The sequence below is a fragment of the Sphingomonas sp. genome (assembly GCF_019635455.1).
Taxonomy (GTDB): Bacteria; Pseudomonadota; Alphaproteobacteria; order Sphingomonadales; family Sphingomonadaceae; genus Sphingomonas.
This window is the reverse complement of sequence record NZ_JAHBZJ010000008.1, coordinates 46,924-69,366: the sequence shown is the minus strand read 5'-3', so window position 1 is coordinate 69,366 and position 22,443 is coordinate 46,924. Positions and strand designations below refer to the sequence as shown.

At 68.3% G+C, this 22,443-nt stretch carries 25 protein-coding genes; 6 read left to right on the top strand and 19 right to left on the bottom strand.

Going from position 1 to position 22,443, the window contains the following annotated elements; translation table 11 throughout:
* Positions 1 to 73 precede the first annotated feature (73 nt).
* Positions 74 to 2,155: a penicillin-binding protein 1C gene (gene pbpC, locus KF783_RS11055; RefSeq protein WP_294079410.1), complete on the top strand. Its 2,082-nt coding sequence runs from the start codon at positions 74 to 76 to the stop codon at positions 2,153 to 2,155.
* Positions 2,156 to 2,386: 231 nt separating this feature from the next.
* Here the strand turns inward: pbpC and KF783_RS11050 are convergent, their stop codons facing one another.
* On the bottom strand, positions 2,387 to 2,929 hold the full coding sequence (locus KF783_RS11050) for an RcnB family protein (RefSeq protein ID WP_294079273.1): 543 nt from the start codon (positions 2,927 to 2,929) through the stop codon (positions 2,387 to 2,389).
* 150 nt (positions 2,930 to 3,079) lie between these two features.
* Positions 3,080 to 3,550 carry an outer membrane protein assembly factor BamE gene (gene bamE, locus KF783_RS11045; protein ID WP_294079271.1) on the bottom strand — a complete coding sequence of 157 codons (471 nt, stop codon included), beginning with the start codon at positions 3,548 to 3,550 and terminating at the stop codon, positions 3,080 to 3,082.
* A gap of 133 nt (positions 3,551 to 3,683) precedes the next feature.
* Between bamE and KF783_RS11040 the strand changes: the two genes are divergently transcribed.
* Both KF783_RS11040 and KF783_RS11035 read left to right on the top strand, forming a co-directional pair.
* Complete coding sequence (locus KF783_RS11040) at positions 3,684 to 4,208, top strand: ubiquinol-cytochrome C chaperone family protein (protein ID WP_294079269.1); 525 nt, start codon at positions 3,684 to 3,686, stop codon at positions 4,206 to 4,208.
* The gene (locus tag KF783_RS11035; protein ID WP_294079267.1) at positions 4,205 to 4,717 is read left to right on the top strand and encodes a DUF177 domain-containing protein; all 513 of its coding nucleotides are present in this window, start codon (positions 4,205 to 4,207) and stop codon (positions 4,715 to 4,717) included. The genes KF783_RS11040 and KF783_RS11035 overlap by 4 nt, the downstream gene beginning before the upstream one ends.
* Here KF783_RS11035 and KF783_RS11030 read toward each other — a convergent pair whose 3' ends face one another.
* Positions 4,718 to 5,593 carry a hypothetical protein gene (locus KF783_RS11030; protein ID WP_294079265.1) on the bottom strand — a complete coding sequence of 292 codons (876 nt, stop codon included), beginning with the start codon at positions 5,591 to 5,593 and terminating at the stop codon, positions 4,718 to 4,720.
* 240 nt (positions 5,594 to 5,833) lie between these two features.
* On the opposite strand from KF783_RS11030, the gene KF783_RS11025 reads away from it, so the two are divergent.
* On the top strand, positions 5,834 to 5,989 hold the full coding sequence (locus KF783_RS11025; RefSeq protein ID WP_294079263.1) for a hypothetical protein: 156 nt from the start codon (positions 5,834 to 5,836) through the stop codon (positions 5,987 to 5,989).
* A 124-nt stretch (positions 5,990 to 6,113) separates the two neighbouring features.
* On the opposite strand, the gene KF783_RS11020 is transcribed toward KF783_RS11025, so the two are convergent.
* From KF783_RS11020 to KF783_RS10955, 14 genes are all read right to left on the bottom strand, one after another.
* Positions 6,114 to 7,493 (bottom strand): UdgX family uracil-DNA binding protein, encoded by a 1,380-nt coding sequence (locus tag KF783_RS11020; protein WP_294079262.1) that lies wholly within the window; start codon positions 7,491 to 7,493, stop codon positions 6,114 to 6,116.
* 6 nt (positions 7,494 to 7,499) lie between these two features.
* On the bottom strand, positions 7,500 to 7,982 hold the full coding sequence (locus tag KF783_RS11015) for a hemerythrin domain-containing protein (RefSeq protein WP_294079260.1): 483 nt from the start codon (positions 7,980 to 7,982) through the stop codon (positions 7,500 to 7,502).
* A gap of 63 nt (positions 7,983 to 8,045) precedes the next feature.
* Positions 8,046 to 9,293, bottom strand: coding sequence for a putative DNA modification/repair radical SAM protein (locus tag KF783_RS11010; RefSeq protein ID WP_294079258.1), 1,248 nt, complete (start codon positions 9,291 to 9,293; stop codon positions 8,046 to 8,048).
* Between the two features lie 36 nt (positions 9,294 to 9,329).
* Complete coding sequence (locus KF783_RS11005; protein ID WP_294079256.1) at positions 9,330 to 10,760, bottom strand: hypothetical protein; 1,431 nt, start codon at positions 10,758 to 10,760, stop codon at positions 9,330 to 9,332.
* Positions 10,761 to 10,847: 87 nt separating this feature from the next.
* Positions 10,848 to 11,243 (bottom strand): hypothetical protein, encoded by a 396-nt coding sequence (locus KF783_RS11000; RefSeq protein ID WP_294079254.1) that lies wholly within the window; start codon positions 11,241 to 11,243, stop codon positions 10,848 to 10,850.
* Between the two features lie 22 nt (positions 11,244 to 11,265).
* On the bottom strand, positions 11,266 to 11,799 hold the full coding sequence (locus KF783_RS10995) for a demethoxyubiquinone hydroxylase family protein (protein ID WP_294079252.1): 534 nt from the start codon (positions 11,797 to 11,799) through the stop codon (positions 11,266 to 11,268).
* Positions 11,796 to 12,263, bottom strand: coding sequence for a disulfide bond formation protein B (locus KF783_RS10990; protein ID WP_294079251.1), 468 nt, complete (start codon positions 12,261 to 12,263; stop codon positions 11,796 to 11,798). The genes KF783_RS10995 and KF783_RS10990 overlap by 4 nt, the downstream gene beginning before the upstream one ends.
* Positions 12,264 to 12,268: 5 nt before the next feature.
* Positions 12,269 to 13,612 carry a S41 family peptidase gene (locus KF783_RS10985; RefSeq protein ID WP_294079249.1) on the bottom strand — a complete coding sequence of 448 codons (1,344 nt, stop codon included), beginning with the start codon at positions 13,610 to 13,612 and terminating at the stop codon, positions 12,269 to 12,271.
* Positions 13,613 to 13,687: 75 nt separating this feature from the next.
* Positions 13,688 to 14,884, bottom strand: coding sequence for a peptidoglycan DD-metalloendopeptidase family protein (locus KF783_RS10980; RefSeq protein ID WP_294079247.1), 1,197 nt, complete (start codon positions 14,882 to 14,884; stop codon positions 13,688 to 13,690).
* A 4-nt stretch (positions 14,885 to 14,888) separates the two neighbouring features.
* The gene (locus KF783_RS10975; protein WP_294079246.1) at positions 14,889 to 15,311 is read right to left on the bottom strand and encodes a 23S rRNA (pseudouridine(1915)-N(3))-methyltransferase RlmH; all 423 of its coding nucleotides are present in this window, start codon (positions 15,309 to 15,311) and stop codon (positions 14,889 to 14,891) included.
* Between the two features lie 35 nt (positions 15,312 to 15,346).
* Positions 15,347 to 15,730, bottom strand: coding sequence for a ribosome silencing factor (gene rsfS / locus KF783_RS10970; protein WP_294079244.1), 384 nt, complete (start codon positions 15,728 to 15,730; stop codon positions 15,347 to 15,349).
* 10 nt (positions 15,731 to 15,740) lie between these two features.
* Positions 15,741 to 16,361 (bottom strand): nicotinate-nucleotide adenylyltransferase, encoded by a 621-nt coding sequence (locus KF783_RS10965; RefSeq protein ID WP_294079408.1) that lies wholly within the window; start codon positions 16,359 to 16,361, stop codon positions 15,741 to 15,743.
* Entirely contained in the window at positions 16,358 to 17,404 is a 1,047-nt protein-coding gene (locus KF783_RS10960; protein ID WP_294079242.1) for an aldo/keto reductase, read from the bottom strand. The genes KF783_RS10965 and KF783_RS10960 overlap by 4 nt, the downstream gene beginning before the upstream one ends.
* A 72-nt stretch (positions 17,405 to 17,476) precedes the next feature.
* The gene (locus tag KF783_RS10955; RefSeq protein WP_294079240.1) at positions 17,477 to 18,733 is read right to left on the bottom strand and encodes a glutamate-5-semialdehyde dehydrogenase; all 1,257 of its coding nucleotides are present in this window, start codon (positions 18,731 to 18,733) and stop codon (positions 17,477 to 17,479) included.
* Positions 18,734 to 18,807: 74 nt separating this feature from the next.
* Between KF783_RS10955 and KF783_RS10950 the strand changes: the two genes are divergently transcribed.
* On the top strand, positions 18,808 to 19,869 hold the full coding sequence (locus KF783_RS10950; RefSeq protein ID WP_294079238.1) for a DUF3667 domain-containing protein: 1,062 nt from the start codon (positions 18,808 to 18,810) through the stop codon (positions 19,867 to 19,869).
* A gap of 4 nt (positions 19,870 to 19,873) precedes the next feature.
* Here the strand turns inward: KF783_RS10950 and KF783_RS10945 are convergent, their stop codons facing one another.
* Positions 19,874 to 20,254: a hypothetical protein gene (locus KF783_RS10945; RefSeq protein ID WP_294079236.1), complete on the bottom strand. Its 381-nt coding sequence runs from the start codon at positions 20,252 to 20,254 to the stop codon at positions 19,874 to 19,876.
* Positions 20,248 to 20,613, bottom strand: coding sequence for a hypothetical protein (locus tag KF783_RS10940; RefSeq protein WP_294079234.1), 366 nt, complete (start codon positions 20,611 to 20,613; stop codon positions 20,248 to 20,250). The genes KF783_RS10945 and KF783_RS10940 overlap by 7 nt, the downstream gene beginning before the upstream one ends.
* A gap of 129 nt (positions 20,614 to 20,742) precedes the next feature.
* Here KF783_RS10940 and KF783_RS10935 point away from each other — a divergent pair, with 129 nt between their 5' ends.
* Positions 20,743 to 22,443, top strand: a complete 1,701-nt coding sequence (locus KF783_RS10935; protein WP_294079232.1) for a molecular chaperone HscC — start codon at positions 20,743 to 20,745, stop codon at positions 22,441 to 22,443.

Here is a 22,443-nt window from a genome sequence, read left to right as displayed (position 1 = left end):
GCTGGCGTGGCGCCGTGTCGAGGCGGCGACCCATCGCGTCTGGTGGACCGGGCCACGGATCGTCGTCGCGGCGGTGCTGGGGCTGGCCGCGCTGGTTGCGAGCGCCGACTATGCGACGCTGCCGCCGCATCTTCCCGGCTATCGCGCGACGGTGGCGGGGTGGAAGCCGTCCGAGGCGTGGCTTTACGACCGCAATGGCCGGCTGCTCGATTCGGCCCGGGTCGATTATCAGGCGCGGCGCCTGGCATGGACGCCGCTGGCGCACGTCGCGCCGGCCGCCGCCGATGCGCTGGTTTCGGCGGAGGACCGCCGGTTTCGCGATCATGCCGGGATCGACTGGCTGGCGATCCTGGGATCGGTGCGCGACCGGATCGAGGGAAAGCGCGCGCGCGGTGCATCCACCCTGTCGATGCAGGTCGCGGCCTATCTGTCCCCCGATCTGGCCGCGCCGGGATCGCGCGGGCTTCTCGACAAGCTGCGCCAGATGCGCGCGGGCGCCGCGCTCGAACGCAGCTGGAACAAGGACCAGATCCTTGAGGCATATCTGAACCTTGCCGGCTTTCGCGGCGAGGCACAGGGGATCGGTGCCGCCGCGCTTGGCCTGTTCGGCAAGACGCCCGATGCGCTGACCCGCGATGACGGGCTGTTGCTCGCCGCGTTGCTGCCCAATCCCGCGGCCGGAGCCGGCGAAGTGTCCCGTCGCGCCTGCGCGCTGTCGCACGATGCCGATTGCGCGCGATTTTCCGGGATGGCGGCGTCGATGCTCGGGCCGGCTCGCAGCCTGGCGCTCGACCCCGGTCTGGCGATGCACCTGTCCAACCGGCTGCTTACCCGGCCCGGGCTGAAGGTCGCGACGACGATCGATATCGACATCCAGCAAATGGCGATCCGCGCGCTGCGCCGGCAGTTGCAGGGGCTGGGCGGCACGCGTGCGCGCGACGGCGCGGTGATCGTCGCCGACACCGCGACCGGCGAAATCCTGGCATGGGTCGGCGGCATCGGCGGCGCATCGACGGCACCGTCGGTGGACGGGGCCGCCAGCTATCGTCAGGCCGGATCGACGCTCAAGCCGTTTCTGTATGCCGAGGCGATCGAGAAGGGGTATCTGACCCCCGCTTCGATCCTCGACGATTCGCCGGTGCAGCTCGATACCGCGTCGGGTCTGTACGTCCCCCAGAATTACGACCACGCGTTCAAGGGACCGGTCAGCGCGCGCGCCGCGCTGGCCGGGTCGCTCAACGTGCCGGCGGTCCGCACGCTGTTGCTGACCGGGGTCGAGGCGTTTCGCGACCGGCTATGGGATACCGGCTATCGCGGACTGACCGAAAGCGGCGACTATTATGGCTATAGCCTGGCGCTGGGCTCGGCGGAGGTCACGCTGCTCGAACAGGTCGCCGCCTATCGCAGCCTGGCCCAGGGCGGGATGTGGGCGCCGCTGCGGGTCCGGCAGGACGATCCGCGCCAGCCGCCGCGCCGCACCACCACGCCCCAGGCGGCGTGGCTGGTCGCCGACATGCTTGCCGATCCCAATGCCCGCGCCGGCACGTTCGGCATGGATTCGGCGCTCCGCCTGCCGTTCTGGGCGGCGGTCAAGACCGGTACGTCAAAGGCGATGCGCGACAATTGGTGCGTCGGCTTCACCGATCGCTACACGGTCGGCGTCTGGGTCGGAAACCTGGAAGGCGATCCGATGCGCGCGGTATCCGGCACCAGCGGCGCGGCGCCGGTGTGGCGCGACGTGATGATGGCGCTGCACGCGGATCGACCCGGGAAGGCGCCGCCCCGGCCCGACGGGATCGAGGCGCGCGACATCCGCTTCGCCGGCAATATCGAACAGCCGCGCCGCGAATATTTCCTGGCCGGCACCGCGATGACACGGATCGCCACCGCGCCCGCCTCTGCCCGCCGGCCACGGATCGTCAGCCCGGTGTCGGGCAGCGTCTATGCGGTCGATCCCGACATTCCGATCGAGCGGCAACGGATGGCGCTCAGCGTGTCGGGCGAAGTGATCGGCCATCGGCTCCAGCTCGACGGGCGCGACGCCGGGGCGGCGGATTCGCGGCCGATGGTACTGGCCGGGCCGGGCCGTCACCGGCTGCGCCTGATCGCGCCGGGGGGGCGCGTCGTCGATCAGGTGATGTTCACCGTGCGCTGAACGCGCAGGATCGGGGTGGCGCCGGGCGCCTTCCGCATCGACCATGCCCCACCAGAAGTTGCCACAGGGACACAGGCTTTACGGAAAACGGCCCGGCGCCGGCCGCATCGTACGGGGAAACGAACCAAAGCGATTCCCGCGCGTTGCGGCAATGTCGGTCCTATCCCTTTCGGGACCGGAACACGTATCGGCCGCGCCGGCAGCGTATCCGCCGGCGCGGCCTTTTGTCGCTTACCAGAAGAAATTCCGGATCACGCGGAGCACCACGCCCCGCCGCACGTCGATCAGCAGGACGTCGTCATAGTGACGCACCCAGCGCTGATAGCGGCCGGCCGGCGGCAGGCGATAGCGCCACGGATCGCTGATGAAATAGCGGCTGGTGTAATAGCGCGACGAAATCCGCATGCCGGTCCGGAAGCCGTAATAGCGGAACGGCGCACGCCAGCTGCCACGCGCATAGACGCCGCGATTGGAGCTGCGATAGCGGCGCCAGTCGTCGCGGCCCCAGCGGCGGTCGCGCTCGCTTGTCCGCTGTTGCACCTGGCGGCGGTCCTGGCGATATTCGCGCTGTGCCTGGCGCAGGTCGCCGCGCTCGCGGCGCACGTCACGCTGTGTACCCCGGCGTTCCGCACGGCGCACGTCCCGACGCTGTTCGCGAACTTCCTGGCGGTCGCGGCGCAGTTCGGCCCGCGATTGCGCGCTTGCAGACGCGGGCGCCATCACCGGCATCGCGACGGCGGCGATCAGCGCGCTCAGAAGAATCTTCCTTCGCATTGTCATTCCCTCCTTCGGTTGCACGGGCATCAGCCCGATATGAAGGGGGTATAGACGGGCGCGACTGAACGGCCCGGGAATGCCATTGTCAGCGAAATGAAAGATGCCAGCGAAATGACAGGTCGCCGGCCGGGGCCGGTCGGGCCGCGATCAGGGGCCGTCGCCGGCTCCACCGCCCACGCCGGGGGCGCCCACCGTGCCGATATTGCCGAACAGATCCTCAAAGAAACCGCGCTTGCGGCCCAGCGTCGGCGTCTTCTTGTTCGACGGATTGATCGATACGATCTGCTCCGCGCCGGTACGGGTCACCTCGCGCACGGTCCCCTTGTCATCGAAGGTGATGCGCAGCGTCGTCTGATCGATCGCCTTGGGATCGTTGAACGCGTAATTGCGCGTCGCGCGGCCGACATAATACCATTCGCCCTGGTTGAACTGGCTGGTCAGCGTCGGCTTGCCCAGCGTCGCCAGCACCGATTCGCGATTATCGACACCGGGCTGAACCGAATTCACCAGGTCGGGGTCGATGACATAGCCCTGATAGCCGCGCAGCGGCGCGCACGCGCCTGCGCCCAGCAGGCAAAGGCCGGACATGGCGGCAAGAAGGACACGGGCGGACTTCATCGATACACTCTCCCCACGGGGCAACAGGCCCGCGCATTGCATCGCGCGCCGATCCCCTCAATATGCGGGCGCGTGCCTGCAAACAAGCATGCACTGGATTTGACGCCCCCTGACGGGCGATGGAGCGATCGAAATGGGGTTGTGGCAGCGACTGACCGGACGCGGGGCGGAAAATCCCGCCGCGTCGCTCTATGCCGCCGTGGTGGCGCGGGGCCGGTCGCCCCACTGGTATGAGGCGGGGGAGGTTCCCGATACGGTCGAGGGACGATTCGACATGATCGCCAGCATCCTGGCGATCGTGCTGCTGCGGCTGGAGCGTGACGCGGCGGCGGCGCCGCTGTCGGCGCGGCTGATCGAATGTTTCGTGGATGATATGGACGGCCAGTTGCGCCAGATCGGGATCGGCGACGTCGTGGTCGGCAAACATATGGGCCGGATGATGGGGCTGGTCGGTGGCCGGCTGGGCGCATTTCGCGACGCGTTGGCCGACGATGCGGATCCCGCGGCATTCGCCGACGCGCTGGCACGCAATCTGTATCGCGGTGCGCCGCCCGTGCGGCCTGCGCGCGATCATGTGGAGGCCGGGTTGCGCGCGATGTATGCGGCGCTCGCGCCGGTCTCGCTCGATCGGCTGGCGGCGGGGGACCTTCCGGAATGACGCCCGAATTTTCGCGCCCGGTGCGGCTCGACACGATCGGCGCGGGGGACCGGCACAGCGAGATCAGCGCCGACGTGGACGAGCGCCGGGCGCTGGCTCGCCGCTTTGGCCTGATCGCGATCGACCGGCTCGATGCGCGCTTCGACGTGCATCGCGCGGCGGCCGGGATCGTCGCCCAGGGGCGCCTGTCGGCGGCGGTGGTTCAGCCATGCAGCGTCACCGGCGAACCCGTCCCCGCGACGATCGACGAAGATGTCCGGCTCCGCTTCGTTGCCGAGGGCAGCCAGACCGGCGACGAGATCGAATTGAGCGAGGACGATTGCGACACCGTCTTTTATTCGGGCGGCGCGATCGACCTGGGCGAGGCGGCGGCCGAAACGCTGGCGCTGGCGCTCGATCCCTTCCCGCGCGGTCCGGGTGCGGAAGCGGCACTGCGGGCGGCGGGCGTCCTCAGCGAGGAAGAGGCGGGGCCGTTCGCCGCGCTGGCAAAGCTCAAAAAGACCGATTGATCAGCCGATCGGCGTCCATGGGGGGCGTTCGTCGAGATAGGCGGAGGCGGGATCGTCAAAGGGGAAGCCCTGCGCGGCGACGGTGTTGAGAAGCCGGCGAACATTTTCCAGGCTGTGGGCAGTCACGGCACGGGCATCGGGATGGGACAGCCATGCCGGATTTACGCGGTAGCCTGACCCTGCCCGTATCAGCTGGCTGCTCCGCACCATCGCCGAAAGGCGGCGCGCGGTGGTGGTCGGGGAAAAGGCGAGCGCGCGGGTGATCGCGGCCGCGCTCACCGGCATCTGTGCGACATCGGGTTCGTCGTCGATCGGGTCCGGCCGGCAGTTCGCCGCGACGACGGTCGAAAACAGCACCAGGTCGATCCATCCGTCATGCGTCCCACGATTGGTCTGCGTGATCGCCAGCAGGATATCCACGGCGGCCCGCGCCCCGGTCGTGAAATGATAGGGGACGCCGTGGCGCCGCAGCGGCAGGGTTTCGCCGGTGCTGGCCAGGTCCTCGATGAAGCGGACGAAGCTGTCATGGGTCAATCGCAGCAGGTCCGCGAGCGTCCCGTGCGCCAGCTTCGATCTGCGTACCCGCAGCCCCCGGCCCTGTCGCGCGATCAGCCCCTGCTCGATCATCACATGAACGTGGCGGCGGACGCTCTCATAGGGTTTGCCAAGCGATTCGGCGGCGGCGTGGATCGATATCGACGCTTCGACGGGAGCCGACACAAGCCCGTTCACCCGCGCGAGCAGCGTGTAGATGATGAACCGGTCCAGCCACCCGTCGAACGCGCGAATGCCGGCGCTGACGATGCTGGTCTGCATCTCCGCGAGGCAGCGGGTGATCGGCTGAACCTGCGCGAGTGGCGGGGCGGTCCTGCGCATCTGCGGCTCTGCCTGTTCTGCCGAAGCCTTGGTCAGGGGCAGGGGGGTGGGCAGGTTGGGCAATCCGCGGCTTCGTCGCGCTGCGTGGTGCTGCCGGCGGGGCGGGCGACGCCGCTGGAGGGACTCGCTGTCCTGGGCCGGCAGCTTTGCTCCGGTCGCGACGGCGCGGGTTCGGCCATGGGGGGCGGCATCGCCATGGGCGGCGGGGGCGGCGGCGGCGGAAGGGGCAGGGGCTTCTTTTTGGGACGCGCCGTCGGGGTGGGATCGGGCGACGGGGACGATGTCGCGGTTGGCGTTGGCGTTGGCGTCGATGCGGGGGGCGGGGCGGCGCGGGCCGGCGCGTCGCCGGGCGACTGGATCGGTGCCGCTGGCGCCTTCAGCCCGATGCCGGCATAGGCCGCGCCGGCCGCCACAATGAAGATCAGGGTCCGCATCACCTTCCTCTTCGGCGCAGATTAATGCGATGCGACAACGGCGGCAAATCTGGTTGCATCTGTAACCAGACCGGCCCGACCGGCTTTTACAACGACATCGACGCCCGTCGCAGGTCGGCGACGAAGGCATCATATTCACGGCCCCGCGCGGCTTCGTCGGGCAGGCGCAGCAAATAGCTTGGATGGACGGTGATCCAGCCTGTCGCGCCATCGGCCAGGGCGATCGCCTGACCGCGTTCGCGCGCGATGGTCACATTCCGGCCCAGCAGCGATCGCGCCGCGCTCGCCCCCAGCGCGACGACGACACGGGGGCGGACGAGCAGCATTTCCTGTTCGATCCACCAGCGGCATGCGGTGATCTCGCCCGCATCGGGCCGCGAATGGATGCGCCGCTTCCCGCGCGGCTCGAACTTGAAATGCTTGACCGCATTGGTAAGATAGGCCCGGCCGCGGTCGATCCCTGCGGCGTCCAGCGCCCGGTCGAGTACCTGTCCCGCGGGTCCCACGAACGGGCGCCCGGCCAGGTCCTCCTGATCGCCTGGCTGTTCGCCGATCAGCATCAGCGGCGCATCGACCGGGCCTTCGCCGAACACCGTCCGCGTCGCATGCGCGAATAGATCGCATCGGGTGCAGGTGGCGGCTTCGTGGCGCAGCGCCTCCCACGCCTGTTCGCTGTTTCCGCCCGGTGCGGCGCGTGCGGTTTCCATCATCCGGATCTCCTTCGCCCGCGCGCCGGCAATCAACTCCGGGACCAGCGCGGTCTCGGGCAGGTTCTTCCAGTATTTGCGCGGCATTTCCTTCAGCATCGCGCCGGTCTTCAGCCGGGCGGGGTTGAAAATCGCGGCATAATAGGTCCGCCAGATCGCCTCGGCCGGATCATCCTGTGGCGCATCGCCGCGCGTGGCCCCCGGCCCCTCGCTCAGCGTCCGGCCATCCCAGTGCAGCGAGAGTTCGGGGGTCAGGATCGACCAGCGCATTGTGTGAAAGCGATCGACGAAGAACCGTGCGTTCGCGCGCACGATATGATGCTCCGGTTCGAACCAGGCGACGAACCGGTTTCCGCCCTCATCCGCAACCTCGCGAAAGCGGACGAATGCGCGCATCTTGTGGATGTCGCGCCGTACCGCCTTCGCCATCCGTTCGAGGCGCTGGAGCAGGGGATCGGCGCCATCGTCCATCGCGTGCGGATGGTCGCCAAGGCGCAGCAGGAGCGTATAAAGCAGCGCGAACCGTTCGGGATCGCGGTGCAGAACGGCTTCCCGGGCCAGTTCGACGAACCGGCCCGGTACGCGCAGCGCGCCGCCGCCATCGCCGGCCGGCACCGCCTGGTCGGCGAACAGGTCACCGGGTGCGTCGCCGACCCGCCACACCACGTCGCCGGCCGGCACGCCCGCCGCCGCGAGGGTCCGCGCCGCCGCGCGCCAGCCGTCGAAATCATCCGCTGCGGTCAGGCTCGCGACGCGCACGCCTATCTATTCGCGCGCGTCGCCCGGCATTTCGTCGCCCGCGCGTTCCAGTTCCTTCGGCTTGCGCTTCTCGAACACCGCGGCGATCTTTGCCTTGGTCGCGTCGTCCAGATCCTGTGCGGCCGCGGGGAACATCTCCTCCTCTTCCTCATCGATATGGTGGAGGTAGCGATGCCGCATCGTCTTGAAGCGGGTCAGCCACCCGCTCGACGCCATGTCCATCTCGACCAGTTCGCCCAGCATGTCGTCCACTTCCTTGTGCTCCGACACCGAATGGCGCGCATCGTCGCGCAGATCGGGATCGCCCAGCATCGTGGCGTAGAGCGATTCCTCCTCGGCGGCGGCATGCGCCTGCAATTCCTGGCGCAACGTCTCGAACAGCGTGCGTCGCTCCTCGCTGTCGCCGCTCGTCTCGCCGATCCGGTCGAGCAGGTCGCGTTGCCGGTCGTGATCGCGCTTCAGGTCCTCGAAGATGCGGTCGTCTGCCATCGGTCTGTCTCCTTTGTCCGTCCAACCGCCGAACCGGGAGCTGGTTTCACCCGCGATCGATTCTCACGCGGCGAACAGTTCCAGCTGTTCGCGACGCGGCGCGACGATCGGGCGCAGGTCGGCGCGGTCGGCCAGCATCAGCGGGCGCCAGTCGCTCGCGATCAGGAACGGCTTCATCCGCGCCAGCGACCGCGTCAGCCGGCCGATATCGGCGAGCGCGAGGCGGCGCCAGCGCCGCGTGGCGACGATCCGCTCCACCGCCTTCACGCCCAGCCCCGGCACCCGCAGCAACGCTTCGCGCGGCGCCCGATTGACGTCCACCGGAAACCGGTCGCGATGGCGCAGCGCCCAGGCGAGTTTCGGATCGATGTCGAGCGGCATCATGCCGGTCGCGGGATCGGCGGCGTCCGCCACCTCGCGCGGGGAATAATCGTAGAACCGCATCAGCCAGTCCGACTGGTACAGCCGATGTTCGCGCATCAGCGGCGGTCGCTGGAGTGGCAGCACCGCGCTCGCGTCTGGAATGGGGCTGAACGCGGAATAATAAACGCGGCGCAGCTGATATTTGCCATACAGCCCGGCCGCGCGGCCGACGATGTCGCGATCGGTCGCCGCATCGGCCCCGACGATCATCTGGGTCGATTGTCCCGCCGGCGCGAACCTGGGCGCGGCGCGATAGCGCGATGCGGCGTCGCTGCCATCCTCGATATCGCGCTTCAGGTGGAGCATCGCCCCCTCGATCCGCGGCGCCGACTTTTCGGGTGCGAGGCGGGACAGGCCGGCGACGGTCGGCAATTCGACATTGATCGACAGCCGGTCGGCATGCAGCCCGGCCTGGTGGATCAACCCCGGATCGGCGTCGGGGATCGTCTTGAGATGGATATAGCCGCGAAAATCATGATCCTCGCGCAGGCTGCGGGCGACCTCGACGATCTGCTCCATCGTATAGTCGGACGACCGGATGATGCCGGAGCTGAGAAACAGGCCCTCGATATAGTTGCGCCGATAGAAATCGAGCGTCAGCTGCACCACCTCGGCCGCGGTGAAGCGCGCGCGGCGCACGTTCGAACTCTTGCGGTTGATGCAATAGTGACAATCGAAGACGCAGCTGTTGGTCAACAGGATCTTGAGCAGGCTGATGCACCGCCCGTCGGGCGCATAGGCGTGACAGATGCCCATGCCCTCGGTCGAGCCAAGCCCCTTGCCGCCGGACGAAGTTCGCCGGGTCGTGCCGGACGATGCGCACGACGCATCATATTTCGCCGCATCGGCAAGGATTTGGAGCTTTTCGCGCAGATCGAGCTGGGCCATATGTTCATTATATGTTCCAGATAATCGCCTGTCGAGTCAGCGATCTTCCGATTCATCGCGGATCGCCCATGCGAGGCCGCCGGCGAGCATCGCGGCGATCGCCAGGTAGAGCCACAGCCCGCTCGCCGTCGACCAGCCCCAGAATTCGCTCGGCACGGTACGGATATTGCCGATCAGGAACTGGGGGATGATCTGTTCGGTCAGCGGCGCCTTCAGGAAATCGGGGGCGAGGATTTCCGCCGCCGCGATGGTGAGGTTGATCGCGATGCTGGCGGTCAGGAACACGCCGCCCAGCCATTTTTCGACGCGGTTCGCGTCCTGCCAGAAGGCGGCGAGCGCGACCGCGAGATAGGCGATCGCCGGCACCGCATGGCGCGGGCCGGTCGCATAGCCACCCTCCCAATAGACATAGGCGGCGTTGTAGAGCAGCGCGGCGAGGGCGCCCGCCACCAGCATGACCCCCAAGTCACGCCTCGCCCGGTCACGCAGCAAAATCCACAATCCATAGGGGGCGAGCGCGAGCACCGGCGCCACCCAGATCAGCCCGCGCCGCTGGCCCAGCGTGATTTCATAGAGGATTTCGGGCTTGGGATAGGTCAGGCCGAAAAACCCCTGCTTCATCCCATCAAACCCGACCACATTCGAATAGCCGACCGCCAGCGGATGTCCGAACGCCAGTATGTTATAGGCGAAGAGGGGGATGAGCGCGGCCAGTCCGGCGGCGGCGGCGATGCCGATCGTGCGCCACCGCGCCGGCCGCTCCCAGCGCCGGACGCGCCACAGCGCCCAAAGCGCGATCGGTGCGCCGGTCATCGCGGCGGGATGCTCGACCACCACCGCCCAGCCCAGCGCCAGTCCGGCCAGCGCGGCGAAGCGGCCGGGCGGCCCGCCACCGGTCGCGCGCCACGTTGCCCAGATCGCGATGACGAACAGCGCCGCCACCGGCGCGTGTCCAAAGATCGTGGTGCTCCATCCCCAGGCGATCGTCCCCAGCCCGTAGGACAGGGCGGCGAACAGCCCCGCCCCCCGGCTGCCCGTCATCCGCGTTCCCAGATCGAGCAGCGCGGTCGCGGCAAATGCGGTCAGCACTGCGACGGTGAAGGCGATCACAATCCGCATCCGCAGGCGGAGGAACGCCTCCATCTGCCGGTCGTAAAAGACGTGCGGCTGTTCGGCGGAGGTTTCGCCGGTCAGCGCATTGGTCGCGGCGACGAACGGGATCGCCATCAGCGTGATGCCCGGCGCCTTGTCCATCAGGAAATGGCCATCGACCTCGGCGCGGTCGATCGTCATCCCGGCATATTCGTCGATCCGCGCGGTCCCCCTTTCGACGATGGCGAGCGCGGCGAACAGGCGGGTGGCATTGTTGGGATTGAATGCCCAGGAGCCGAACCAGGTGCAGGACAGCCAGACGATCGCGAACAGCAGCAGCGGCGCCCGCCAGCGCCGGCGCGTTTCAGCAGACATGATATCCATTCCCCGCCAGCGACGTCAGCGGCGCCGATTTAGCGATGGGGCAGCGGGCGCACAATCCACCCGGGACATTCTTGCCGGTTAGTCGGGCAGCACCTTTTCGGCGCGCTTGCGGGCGTCGGCTTCGGCCTTGCCTGCCTGAATCTCGCGGGTCGAACAGCCGATGCCGCCGCCCGGTCCCACGGTGGTGCAGCTGCCGATGCCGGTGTCGCCGGCGGTGAGCGCCGAACGCTGCCGCACCGCCCAGCTCTGCTGCTGCGGGGTCACCGGCCCGTCGCGCAGATCCTTGGGAATGCGGTAACGCTCCTCGGCGGGGCGGCGCACGCACACCACAATCTCCTCGCCATCGGCGTTGGTGGGGCATTTGTCGTCGCCATAGATGATCAGCGTGCCGTTCTGCGCCGCCGCCGGCAGCGGCAGGGCGGCAGGGACCGCCACGATGGCGGTTGCGGCCAGGGCAAACAGGATCCTCGTCATCTTCATCGTCTCCTTCCCCCCGTCATATCCGTTTCGACAGCGATATGGCAGCCCGGCACGCCAGCCGGATCGCCCCGGCGAGCACCGGATAGGCCGGCGCCGTCTCTGCCCCCGCGGCCAGTGCCGACTCGCGATGCTCCACCTCTTCCGCCCGAAACTCCGCCACCGCATCGGACAGGATCGGATCGTCGCTGCCCAGCGCGTCCAGCTGCTCGCCGTAATGGCGATCGATTTCGGTCTCGACCGCCACCGTGCATGCCATCGCCGCCGCCGGCCCCATCGCCGCCGTCGCGGCGCCAAGGGCAAAGCCCGCGACGTTCCACACCGGTTGCAGCGCGGTCGGCCGAACCCCGCGCTCCGCCATCAACGCATCAAAGAAGCGACGGTGCCGTTCCTCCTGATTGGCCATGCCCGAAATCGCGCGCGCGGTGTCGCTGCGATCCCCCATCACCGCCAGCTGGCCGGCATAGATGCGCGTCGCGCCATATTCCCCGGCCTGGTCCACCCGCACCATCGATCGCGGATCGGGTCGCGGATCTCCCGGCTTCCACCTCATGCCCGCCGGCTCCGCAGCATCAGCGCGGCGATCGCGATCGCCCCGCCCAACGAGATGAGCGCATTCCAGCCGGCGAGCGAAATTCCCACCAGCGTCCATTGCGGAACGTCGCACCGGATCAACGGCGCGTTCATGATCGCCGCCAGCGGATCGCCACTGCCGGCGATGGTGGTCGAACAGCGCGTCAGCCCCTCCCACCAGCCATATTCGACGCCGGCATGGAACACGCCGATGCCGCCGCTGATCGCAATCGCCAGCGCCGCGAGCCAGATCAGCGGGCCGCGCGCCGGCCTGACCACGATGGCGAGCAGCGCGATGACGATCGCCGCATAATGGGGCCATCGCTGCCACATGCACATTTCGCACGGGAACAGCCCGCCGACATATTGGCTCAGCAACGCGCCGCTCATCAGCGCGAGCGGCACGCCGAGCGCAAGCGCGAGGGCAAGAACGCGGTCGCGCATCGCGGTCAGCGCCCGCCGCGCTTGCCCGCCGCGCCATCGGCGACGCGCGCGGGCGCGGCGGCGGTGCGGGCGATGGTCTGCAACGCATAATGAAGCTGGAAGTCGTCGATCCCCTTCTTCTTCAGCTCCTCGGGCGTCGCCGCGAACCGCGGATCGGTCTTCGTATCCTCTTCCAGGATCGAATTATCGACCTTGATCTCGTTGATCAGGTGCCGGCGCAGATCCGCCTCGCGAAACACCGGCCGGCTCTTGTAATCGGGGTCCGAAATCTGCGGCACCAGCAGGTCGGGCTGGATGCCCCCTTCCTGCACCGACCGGCCCGACGGGGTGTAATAGCGGGCGGTGGTCAGGCGGAGCAGCGAGCGCGGCCCGAGCTGGAGCAAGGTCTGCACCGATCCCTTGCCGAACGTCTTTTCGCCCAGCACCAGCGCGCGGTGATGATCCTGCAACGCGCCGGCGACGATTTCCGACGCCGATGCGGTGCCGGCATCGACCAGTACGACCAGCGGCAGGCCACGGGCCAGATCGTCCGCCTTTGCGTACCAGCGTTCGATGTCGCTCTTTTCCCGGCCGCGCTGCGACACGATCTCGCCATGCGACAGGAACGCGTCGCTCACCTGGATCGCCTGATCGAGCAGGCCGCCGCCATTGCCGCGCAGGTCGATGACATAGCCCCTGGGCTTGCCGCCCAGCTGTTTTTCGATCGCGGCGATGCCCGCGCGCATTTCCGGCGCCGTGTTGGCGGAGAAGGTGTTGATGTTCAGGACGCCGACGCCGTCCTTCACCTCCCACTTCACCGCCTTCTGGATGATGGTGGCGCGGGTGATGTCCAGATCGATCGGCTTGTCGCGTCCGGGGCGGACGATGCGCACGGTGATCTTCGTACCCGGCGGGCCGCGCATCTGGCTGATCGCCTCGTCCAGCGTGCCGCCATAGATCAGCTTGCCGTCGAGATGGGTGATATAGTCGCCCGGCTTGATCCCGGCGCGCCATGCGGGGGTGTCCTCGGTCGCGGTGATGACCTTGACCGCGCCGTCCTCCATCGTGACCGACAGGCCCAGGCCGCCATAATTGCCGTCGGTCTGGAGCCGCATATTGTCGAATTCCAGATCGTCGGCGAACGAGCTGTGCGGATCGAGCGACGCGAGCATGCCGTCGATCGCGCCCTTGATCAGCGTCTTGTCATCGACCTTTTCGACATAATCGGCCTTCACCCGGTTATAGATGTCCATGAAGACATCCAGCTCGCGATAGCTCGACGTGTCCACCGCCGCCATCGCACCCGTGGTGACGGGAACCAGCGCCAGCGCGCCGACCGCGGCGGTGACCTGAAGAAGGGGGCGGATCATCTTACGCATGTTTTCCTCACTCACCGGCACCGATAGACCGGAATGACGTGACCGCAAAGCGGCGATGGTGCGGCATCAATCGAGCAGCTGGGCCAGATCGACCGGGCGGCCCCGCCGGCGCAGTTCGACGGTGATGCGCGGGTTCGCCGTGTCCGGTACGCGGCCGAGCGGGCTGCCCTGGATCAGCTGATCGCCGACGCGCACCATCACCCGGTCCAGCCCAGCGACCAGCGACGTCCAGCCATCGCCATGATCCAGGATGACGATATTGCCATAGCGCCGGAATCGCCCGGCATAGGTGACGCGCCCGCCGGTCGGGGCGACCACCTGGGCGCCGGGCCAGGTGGCGAGCGTCACGCCACGCGATCGCACGCCTTCATCCGATACCTCCCCCAGCCCGGTCACGATCGTTCCGGCGACGGGCAGGCGATAGGGGGCGGCGCGCGCGGATCGGCCCGCCATGGCCGGCTTTGCGTCGTCATCGGCATCACCGGTGCCGGGGCGGGGCAACGGGCCGGGCAGCGCCTCCAGCGCCTCGCGCGTTTCCGCCGCCGCGCCCATCGTGTCCATCAGATCGACCAGATCGCGGGCCTGTTCGCCCAGCGCCAGCGCCCGGTCCGATTCGAACATCGCCTCACGCGTGTAGCCGACGGAGCGCAATCGATGATCGGCCTGCATCTGCACCAGCGCCAGCCGCTCATTCTCAAGCCGCGCACGGCCGTCGCGCAGGCTGCGCACCGCCAGCTGCGCGCCCTCGCGCAGGCGACGGGTGCGTTCGACTTCGGCGCGAATGTCGGCGGTGCGCGCCCGCACCACCGGGGTCACGGTCGCCAGCACGGCACGGACATGGACGATGTCGCGGGTCGATCCGGGTTGAACCAGCCCCAGCACCGCCGGGCGCCGCGCCAGCGATTGCAGCGCCGCGATGAGCCGCGCGATCGGCCCCTGTTTTTCGGCCAGGCGCACGCGCTGGGTCGCCAGCATCCGATCGACGATCGCGATCCGCGCGCGCGCCGCCGCGATCTGCGCCTCGGCCGCCTGAATGCTCGCCGCGACCGCCGCCTCGCGCGTCTTCGCCCGCCGCGCCTCGTCGCGCTCGTTCGATGCGGCCTGTTGCAGCGACCGCGCGCGTGCTTCGGCGTCCTTCGCGGCCTTGTTCGCGGTCTTCAGCTCGTCCTGCTGCTGCGACAGGCTCGGCGTCTGCGCCCACAGCGCGCTGCCGCCCAGGCCCGCAAGCGACAGGATGACAAGCAGGGCAAGAGCGCGGCGCATCGCGTCAGCCTTCGCGATGATAGGGGTGGTTGGCAAGGATGCTCGTCGCCCGCCACAATTGCTCGGCCAGCATCGCGCGCGCCATCAGATGCGGCCAGGTCGCCTGTCCAAAAGCGATCAGCAGGTCCGCCGCGTCGCGCTCGGCATCGCCGAAGCCGTCGGCGGCGCCGATCAGGAACCGCGTTTCGCGCACCCCATCCTCGCGCCACGCCTGCAACCGCTCCGCCAGTACGCGGGAGGGCAGATTGTCTCCCTTTTCGTCGAGCAGCACCCGGCGCGTGCCGGGGGGCAGGTCGGGCATCCTGCCGCCGGTGTCCGGGAGTTCGGTCACTCGCGTCGGCCAGGACACCCGCTTCAGATAGCGATCGACCAGCTCGCTCTCCGGGCCACGGCCGATCCGCCCCCGCGCGACGATATGCAGCAGCATCGATCGGTCAGCCGTCGTTCCCGCCCGTCATCGGGTCAGGCGGTGCCTGACGGCCCGTCGCCGAACGCCCACATGCGTTCGAGATTGTAGAAGGTGCGCACTTCCGGGCGGAACAGATGGACGATCACGTCGCCCGCGTCGATCAACACCCAGTCGGCGGTCGGCAGCCCTTCCACCCGTGGCGTCTGGCCATATTCCGCCTTGATCTTCTCGGCGAGCTTGTTGGCCATCGACGCGACCTGGCGGGTCGATCGGCCGCTCGCCACCACCATGTAATCGGCGATGCTGCTCTTGCCCGCCAGCGGGATCGAGACGGTCTCGACCGCCTGATCGTCGTCCAGCGAGGCGAGGACGAGCCGGTGCAGCCCTTCGCCGGCTGGGGCGTCGGACGCGGAAGCGAGTTGGGTCGAAGCGGGCAAGTGGGTTCCTTTACGGTGCGGATGATCTGGCGGCGGTGCGGGCGCCGGTATAACGCCGGTGCCAGCCGGGGTCGGCGGCGCGCAGGCGTGTCGCCGAAGTCGGATCGGGTCGGAAGCGCAACAGCACCAGGGCCGGCAAACTCCACTTCGTCCAGTTCTTCGCCTGGCGTGCGGGCCGCACGAAGCGCCGCAGCCAACCCATGGCAGGACTTGCATGGGCATCGCGATCATAGCCCGGACGCGCGATGACCGCAATCGGAACCTGCCGGGCGATGTGGCGCCACCCCTTCCACCGATCGAACTGGGCCAGGTTGTCCGCGCCCATCAGCCAGATGAAGCGATGCCGGGGATAAAGGCGCGGCAGCTTCGTCAGCGTATCGACCGTATATCGTGTCTTCAGCCGCCGCTCGACCGCGGTCGGGCGGATCGGGGCGTGTCGCGCCATCGCCCGGGCCGATGCCATCCGCGCGGCGAACGGCGCCATCCCCTTCGCCTCTTTCAGCGGATTGCCGGGGGAGACCATCCACCAGACCTCGTCCAGCGCCAGCGCACGCAGGGCGTGGAGCGAAATCGCCCGATGGCCCCGGTGCGCCGGATTGAACGACCCGCCAAGAAGCCCGATGCGTTTCAGCGCGCCGCCTCCCGTGGCGATTCGCCGGCCATCGCGCCGGCGCGATATTCGGCCTGGCGTTCGATCATCCACCCGGGATATTCCGCCGGCAGCGCGCTCGCCGCATCCAGCGCCGCGATCTCGTCGGCGCTCAGCGTCAGCGTCGCTGCGGCCAGATTGTCGGCCAGCTGATCGACCCGCTTGGCACCGGCGATCACGCTGGTCACCTCGGGCCGCTGCAACAGCCAGGCGAGTGCCACCCGCGCCATCGACGCGTCATGGGCCTGCGCGATCGGCTCCAGCGTGTCGAGCACCTTGTCGCCGCGCGTCATGTCCACCGGGGGAAAGTTGAAATTCGCACGCCGCCCCTCGCCATCGCCGCCGCGATATTTGCCCGAGAGATAGCCGCCGGCAAGCGGGCTCCATACCATCAGGCCCAGCCCCTCCGACGCGATCATCGGCCCGATTTCGCGCTCCAGATCGCGGCCGGCAAGCGTGTAATAGGCCTGAACGCTCTGAAACCGTGCCGCCTGCCGCCGTTCGGCGATGCCCAGCGCCTTGGCGATCTGCCAGGCCGCCCAGTTCGAAACGCCGACATGGCGCACATCGCCCGCGCGAACGAGGCTGTCCAGGGCGTCGATCGTCTCCTCGACCGGGGTCGCCGCATCCCAGCCATGGATCTGGTAAAGGTCGATATAGTCGGTGCCGAGCCGCTTCAGGCTCGCCCGGGCCTGCGCCATGATATGCTTGCGCGAGGCGCCGCGATTGTTGACGCCCGGCCCCATCGGCCCGAGCACCTTCGTCGCGAGCACCAGTTCGTCGCGATCGATGCCCAGATTGCGGATCGCCTGTCCGGTGATCTCTTCCGACAGTCCTTCCGAATAGACGTTCGCGGTGTCGATGAAATTTACCCCGGCATCGAGCGCCGTCCTGACCAGCGCATCGGCGTCCGCCTGTCCGACCTTGCCCACCTGCGCGAACATGCCCTTGCCGCCAAACGTCATCGTGCCGAGGCAGATTTCGGAAACGAACAGGCCGGTTCGGCCGAGCGGCTTCATGCGCATGGGGATTCTCCTGCGGGCGGGGACGGGGCGCGAGATAGGAAGCGCGAACCCCGCTTCCTAGGGGCGGCAGGTTCAGGGCCGGCTCTGGCCGGTCCCGCGCACCACCCATTTATAGGTGGTCAGTCCCTCCAGCGCGACCGGGCCGCGCGCATGCAGCCGGCCGGTGGCGATGCCGATCTCCGCGCCCAGCCCGAATTCACCGCCATCGGCGAACTGGGTCGATGCGTTCCACATCACGATCGCGCTGTCGACGCCGGCCAGGAAGCGTTCGGCGACCGCCGCATCGTCGGTGACGATCGCGTCGGTATGATGGCTCGAATGCGCGGCGATATGCGCCATTGCGCCGGCAACCCCATCGACGAAGCCGGCGGTGACCACCGCGTCGAGATATTCGGTGTCCCAGTCCGCGTCGGTGGCGGGATTCGCACGCGGCTCGATCGCGATCACGCGCGCATCGCCGCGAATCTCGCACCCCGCATCGGCCAGCGCCGCCAGGATCGGCGCCGGATCGGCAAAGGCGCGGTCGATCAACAGCGTTTCGGTCGCGCCGCAAATGCCGGTGCGCCGCATCTTTGCATTGACCGCCAGCGCGCGTGCCATCTGCGGATCGGCGGCGCCGTCGATATAGGTGTGGCAGATGCCGTCCAGATGCGCGAGCACCGGCACCCGCGCTTCCGCCTGTACCCGCGCGACCAGGCTCTTGCCGCCGCGCGGGACGATCAGGTCGATCATCCCGTCCGCGCGCAGCATCGCGCCCACCGCCGCGCGATCGGTGGTCGGCACCAGCTGCACCGCTTCGGCGGGCAGCCCGGCGTCGGCCAGCCCCCGCGCGAAGGCGGCGTGGATCGCGCGGTTGCTGTGCGCCGCCTCCGATCCGCCGCGCAGGATCGCGGCATTGCCGCTCATCACGCACAGTGCGGCCGCGTCGGCGGTCACATTGGGCCGGCTTTCATAGATGATGCCGATCACCCCGATCGGCACGCGAACACGGCTGAGCGACAGGCCGTTGGGTCGCGCGCGGTGGTCGATCACCGCGCCCACCGGATCCGCAAGCGCCGCCACCGCCTCCACCCCCGTCGCGACGCCGGCGAGCCGGTCCGGCGTCAGCCGCAGCCGGTCGAGCATCGCGCCGGTCAGGCCGTTCGCCGCGCCGGCATCGATATCGCGCGCGTTGGCGGCCAGGATCGCATCGGCATCGGTGCGGATCGCCGCCGCCGCCGCGCGCAGTCCCGCCGCCTTGTCCACGCTGGGCAGGGCGGCCAGTGCGCGCGCCGCGCCGCGCGCCCGCGCGCCCATCTCCGCGACCAGTTGTTCGGGTGCCTGTTCCATCCCGCGCCCGCTATCACGCCCCGCGCGCAAAGTCCCTATCGCCTATCCTTGCCGGCGCTGATAGTCGGGCTTGCATGGGCGAATTCGACGCGGCGGGGGACATCGTGACGGGCGGGCTGGTCGCCCGCGCGATCGATGGCGGGCATGGTGCGGGTCATGACGGGGGCGGGCCGGGTGCGCTCTGCCTCAATTGCGGGACCGTGCTGGTCGGCCCGCACTGCCACCGCTGCGGCCAGCCGGCGCATGTCCACCGCACGATCGGTGCGATCTGGCACGAAATCCTGCACGGCGTCGTCCATTTCGAGGGGCGGTTGTGGAACACGCTGCCGCTGCTGGTCTTTCGTCCAGGCGAGCTTACCCGCCGCTACATTCATGGTGAGCGCGCCCATTTCGTGTCGCCGATGGCGATGTTCCTGTTCGCCGTCTTCACGATGTTCGCGGTGCTTCAGATCGGCGGCATCTCTCCGCCTGCGGAGATCGGGACGCAGGCCCAGTTCCGTCAGGGGATGGAACTGGCGATCAAACAGTCCGAAACCGCGCTCGCGGAGGCCCGTCAGGCACGGTCGGCCGCGCCGCCCGAAAGCGACAAGGCGCGCAAGCTGGACGCGCGGATCGGCGAACTCGAACGCAGTCTTGCCGGGCTGCGCAACGTGCCGGCGACGGCGATGCGTCCCCAGGGCAGCATGTTCGGGTTCAAGACCGGTTGGAACCGGCTGGATCACGGTATCGAAAAGGCGGAGAAGAATCCGGGCCTCGCGCTCTACAAGCTCCAGACGAACAGCTATAAATTCAGCTGGGCGCTGATCCCGTTGTCGATCCCCTTCATATGGCTGTTGTTCGCGTGGAAGCGGCAATATCGCGGCTATGACCATGCGGTGTTCGTCACCTATTCGCTCGCCTTTGTGTCGTTGCTGTTCATCGCGATCACGATCGCCGGTGGGCTTGGAGTGGGGTCGGACTGGCTCGGCCTCGCCGCGATGCTGGTTCCCCCGGTCCACATCTTCTTTCAGATGAAGGGCGCCTATCGCCTGCGCTGGTGGAGCGCGCTGCTGCGCACGCTCGTCCTGCTGTGGTTCATCACCATCATCGCCGTGCTGTTCGCACTGCTGCTGCTGGGGCTGGGATTGCTCGGCTGAGGCTTCACAGACAGGGGAAGATCGCGTCGAGCACCCCGAACATCGCCTGATCGAACGGTTGGTCGCGGCGCTCGGGCGGCAATGTTCTCAGGCGGGGCATGAATTCATCCGAATCGAGCTGCGCCTGGCCCGGTGGCGGCGGGCAGCCGGGGGCCGGCTGCCCCGCCGCGACGGCATCGGCGATCCGCTGGCGATACGCCTTCGCCGCGCTGGACACGAGTTCCCACAGCGCGAGGCGTTCCGGGTCGTCCTCGGCGACATCGCCCGGCCGCGCCTCAAGTGCGTCCCACCGGGCGAGGAACTGGCCCAGCGTGGTCCGCTCCGCCGCCGCGACCGGCTGCGCGCCGAACGCCAGCGCGATCGCGATCATCACCGGCTTCAGCACGGGAAGCGCTTCTTCATCATGGCGTAGAACGCGGCCTTGACGCTCATCCCCCGCTGCGCGGCCGGGATCGCCTCGAATTCGGCGAGCAGTTCCTTTGCCCCGATCCTGGCCTTGCCGACCGGTGGCGGACAGCTGTGCGGGGTGCGCCCCGCCTGCTGCGCGGCGGTCAGATCGGCGCGATACGCATCGGACACGCCCTTCATCTCGCTCTGCAACAGCTTGATGTCGGGCGAACCCATGGCGAAGATGCCTTTCGCTTTCAGCGCATTCGCCTTGTTCAGAAACTCGCCGACGCTCATCGCCTGCGCCCCGGCCGGCGCGCAGATCAGCGCCACCGCAACCACCCATCCCGTACGCATTCCGCCCTCCCGCGAATCGGGCGGAAGTAAGCACGACCGGACGCCCGTGCGCCATATGAATTCGTCAGCTTCACAGTCGCTTCGTCGTCGCTAAAGTCGCGGCGCGAATCCATCTGTTCGGGGGCATTGATGATTATCGGAATCGACCTCGGCACGACCAACAGTGCCGCGGCGGTCTGGCGCGGGGGGCGGGCGGAGCTGATTCCCAACCGCCTGGGGCATGTGCTTACCCCCAGCGCGGTGAGCATCGGTGCGGACGGAGAGGTCATCACCGGGCTTGCCGCGCGCGAGCGGATGGCCAGCCACCCCGACGTGACCGCGACCGCGTTCAAACGCTATATGGGGACGCGCCGCTCGGTCCGGCTCGGCAATCGCAGCTTCTCACCGGAGGAACTCTCCGCGCTGGTGCTTCAGGGGCTGAAGGCGGATGCCGAGGCGTTTCTGGGCGAACCGGTGACCGAGGCGGTGATCACCGTCCCCGCCTATTTCAATGACAAGCAGCGCAAGGCGACGCACCGTGCCGGGGAACTGGCCGGGCTGAAGGTCGAACGGCTGGTCAACGAACCGACCGCCGCGGCGCTGGCCTATGGCATCCATCAGCTCGACGACGAATCGCGCTTTCTCGTCTTCGATCTGGGCGGCGGGACGTTCGACGTTTCCATCGTCGAGATTTTCGAAGGCATTATCGAGGTGCGCGCCTCGACCGGCGACAATCATCTGGGCGGGGAGGATTTCAACGAACTGCTCGTCGCGATGATGCGCGATGCGCATGCCGATGCGTTCGGCAATGCCGGGCGCGGCGACGATGCGCTGCATCAGAAACTGCGCGAAGCGGCGGAGCGCGCGCGCCGTTCGCTGTCGACGGCGGGCGAGGCGGAGATGCGGATCGTGTGGGCCGATACCGAATATCGCCACACCGTCACCGCCGCCGCGTTCGAGGAGGCGGCCAAGCCGTTGATCGACCGGCTGCGCGAACCGGTGCTGCGATCGATGCGCGATTCGGGTCTCAAGAGCGCGGACCTGTCGGAAATCATCCTGATCGGCGGATCGACGCGCATGCCGCTGGTTCGCGCCGCGGTGACGCGCATGTTCGGCCGCTTCCCCAATGCGACGGTCAACCCGGACGAGGCGGTGGCGCTGGGCGCGGCGGTGCAGGCCGGGCTGAAATCGCGCGATGCGGCGCTGAGCGAAGTGGTGGTGACCGATGTCTGTCCCTATTCGCTGGGCGTGGCGATTGCACGCCGGCTGCCGGGCGGCGGGATCGAGGACGGGCTGTTCGCGCCGATCATCGAACGCGGCACGGTGATCCCGGCCAGCCGGGTCCACAGCTTCGGCACGATGCACGACAACCAGACCAAGGTCGAATTCGGGATTTTTCAGGGAGAGGCCCGGCTGGTCCGCGACAATGTCGAAATCGGCCGGACCGAGGTGCGCATCCCGCGTGGCCCGGCGGGGCAAGCGGTGGACGTGCGCTTTTCCTATGACGTGTCGGGCCTGCTGGAAGTCGATATCGAGGTGGCCGAAAGCGGCGAGAAGGTGAGCCTGACCATCAATGACGGCATGGCGGGCGACGAGAAATCGCTCGCGAAGGCCCGCGCAGCGCTCGCCGCGCTGAAGACGCATCCGCGCGAGGAGGCGGAGAACAAGGCGGCGCTCGCGCGGGGCGAAAAATGCTTCGAGAACTTCCTGGGGGAGCAGCGCTATTGGGTCGGCGAGTTGATCTCGCGCTTCGTCGCGGCGCTCGACACCCAGGATCCGCGCACGATCGATGCGGCACGAAGGGAACTGCATCAGGCGCTCGACAGCCTGGAAGGCGAAACCTTCCTGTGA

Coding starts and splice junctions, on each gene's coding strand:
- KF783_RS11010 (WP_294079258.1), bottom strand. CDS start 9,293: ATGGCCCAGCTCGATCTGCGCGAAAAGCTCCAAATCCTTGCCGATGCG.
- KF783_RS10990 (WP_294079251.1), bottom strand. CDS start 12,263: ATGCGCGACCGCGTTCTTGCCCTCGCGCTTGCGCTCGGCGTGCCGCTC.
- KF783_RS10995 (WP_294079252.1), bottom strand. CDS start 11,799: ATGAGGTGGAAGCCGGGAGATCCGCGACCCGATCCGCGATCGATGGTG.
- KF783_RS11005 (WP_294079256.1), bottom strand. CDS start 10,760: ATGTCTGCTGAAACGCGCCGGCGCTGGCGGGCGCCGCTGCTGCTGTTC.
- KF783_RS11030 (WP_294079265.1), bottom strand. CDS start 5,593: ATGCGCAGGACCGCCCCGCCACTCGCGCAGGTTCAGCCGATCACCCGC.
- KF783_RS10940 (WP_294079234.1), bottom strand. CDS start 20,613: ATGCGTACGGGATGGGTGGTTGCGGTGGCGCTGATCTGCGCGCCGGCC.
- KF783_RS10935 (WP_294079232.1), top strand. CDS start 20,743: ATGATTATCGGAATCGACCTCGGCACGACCAACAGTGCCGCGGCGGTC.
- KF783_RS10985 (WP_294079249.1), bottom strand. CDS start 13,612: ATGATCCGCCCCCTTCTTCAGGTCACCGCCGCGGTCGGCGCGCTGGCG.
- KF783_RS10950 (WP_294079238.1), top strand. CDS start 18,808: ATGGGCGAATTCGACGCGGCGGGGGACATCGTGACGGGCGGGCTGGTC.
- KF783_RS11015 (WP_294079260.1), bottom strand. CDS start 7,982: ATGGCAGACGACCGCATCTTCGAGGACCTGAAGCGCGATCACGACCGG.
- KF783_RS10955 (WP_294079240.1), bottom strand. CDS start 18,733: ATGGAACAGGCACCCGAACAACTGGTCGCGGAGATGGGCGCGCGGGCG.
- KF783_RS11000 (WP_294079254.1), bottom strand. CDS start 11,243: ATGACGAGGATCCTGTTTGCCCTGGCCGCAACCGCCATCGTGGCGGTC.
- KF783_RS10980 (WP_294079247.1), bottom strand. CDS start 14,884: ATGCGCCGCGCTCTTGCCCTGCTTGTCATCCTGTCGCTTGCGGGCCTG.
- KF783_RS11050 (WP_294079273.1), bottom strand. CDS start 2,929: ATGCGAAGGAAGATTCTTCTGAGCGCGCTGATCGCCGCCGTCGCGATG.
- KF783_RS10960 (WP_294079242.1), bottom strand. CDS start 17,404: ATGCGCATGAAGCCGCTCGGCCGAACCGGCCTGTTCGTTTCCGAAATC.
- bamE (WP_294079271.1), bottom strand. CDS start 3,550: ATGAAGTCCGCCCGTGTCCTTCTTGCCGCCATGTCCGGCCTTTGCCTG.
- KF783_RS11040 (WP_294079269.1), top strand. CDS start 3,684: ATGGGGTTGTGGCAGCGACTGACCGGACGCGGGGCGGAAAATCCCGCC.
- KF783_RS10975 (WP_294079246.1), bottom strand. CDS start 15,311: ATGCTGCTGCATATCGTCGCGCGGGGGCGGATCGGCCGTGGCCCGGAG.
- KF783_RS11035 (WP_294079267.1), top strand. CDS start 4,205: ATGACGCCCGAATTTTCGCGCCCGGTGCGGCTCGACACGATCGGCGCG.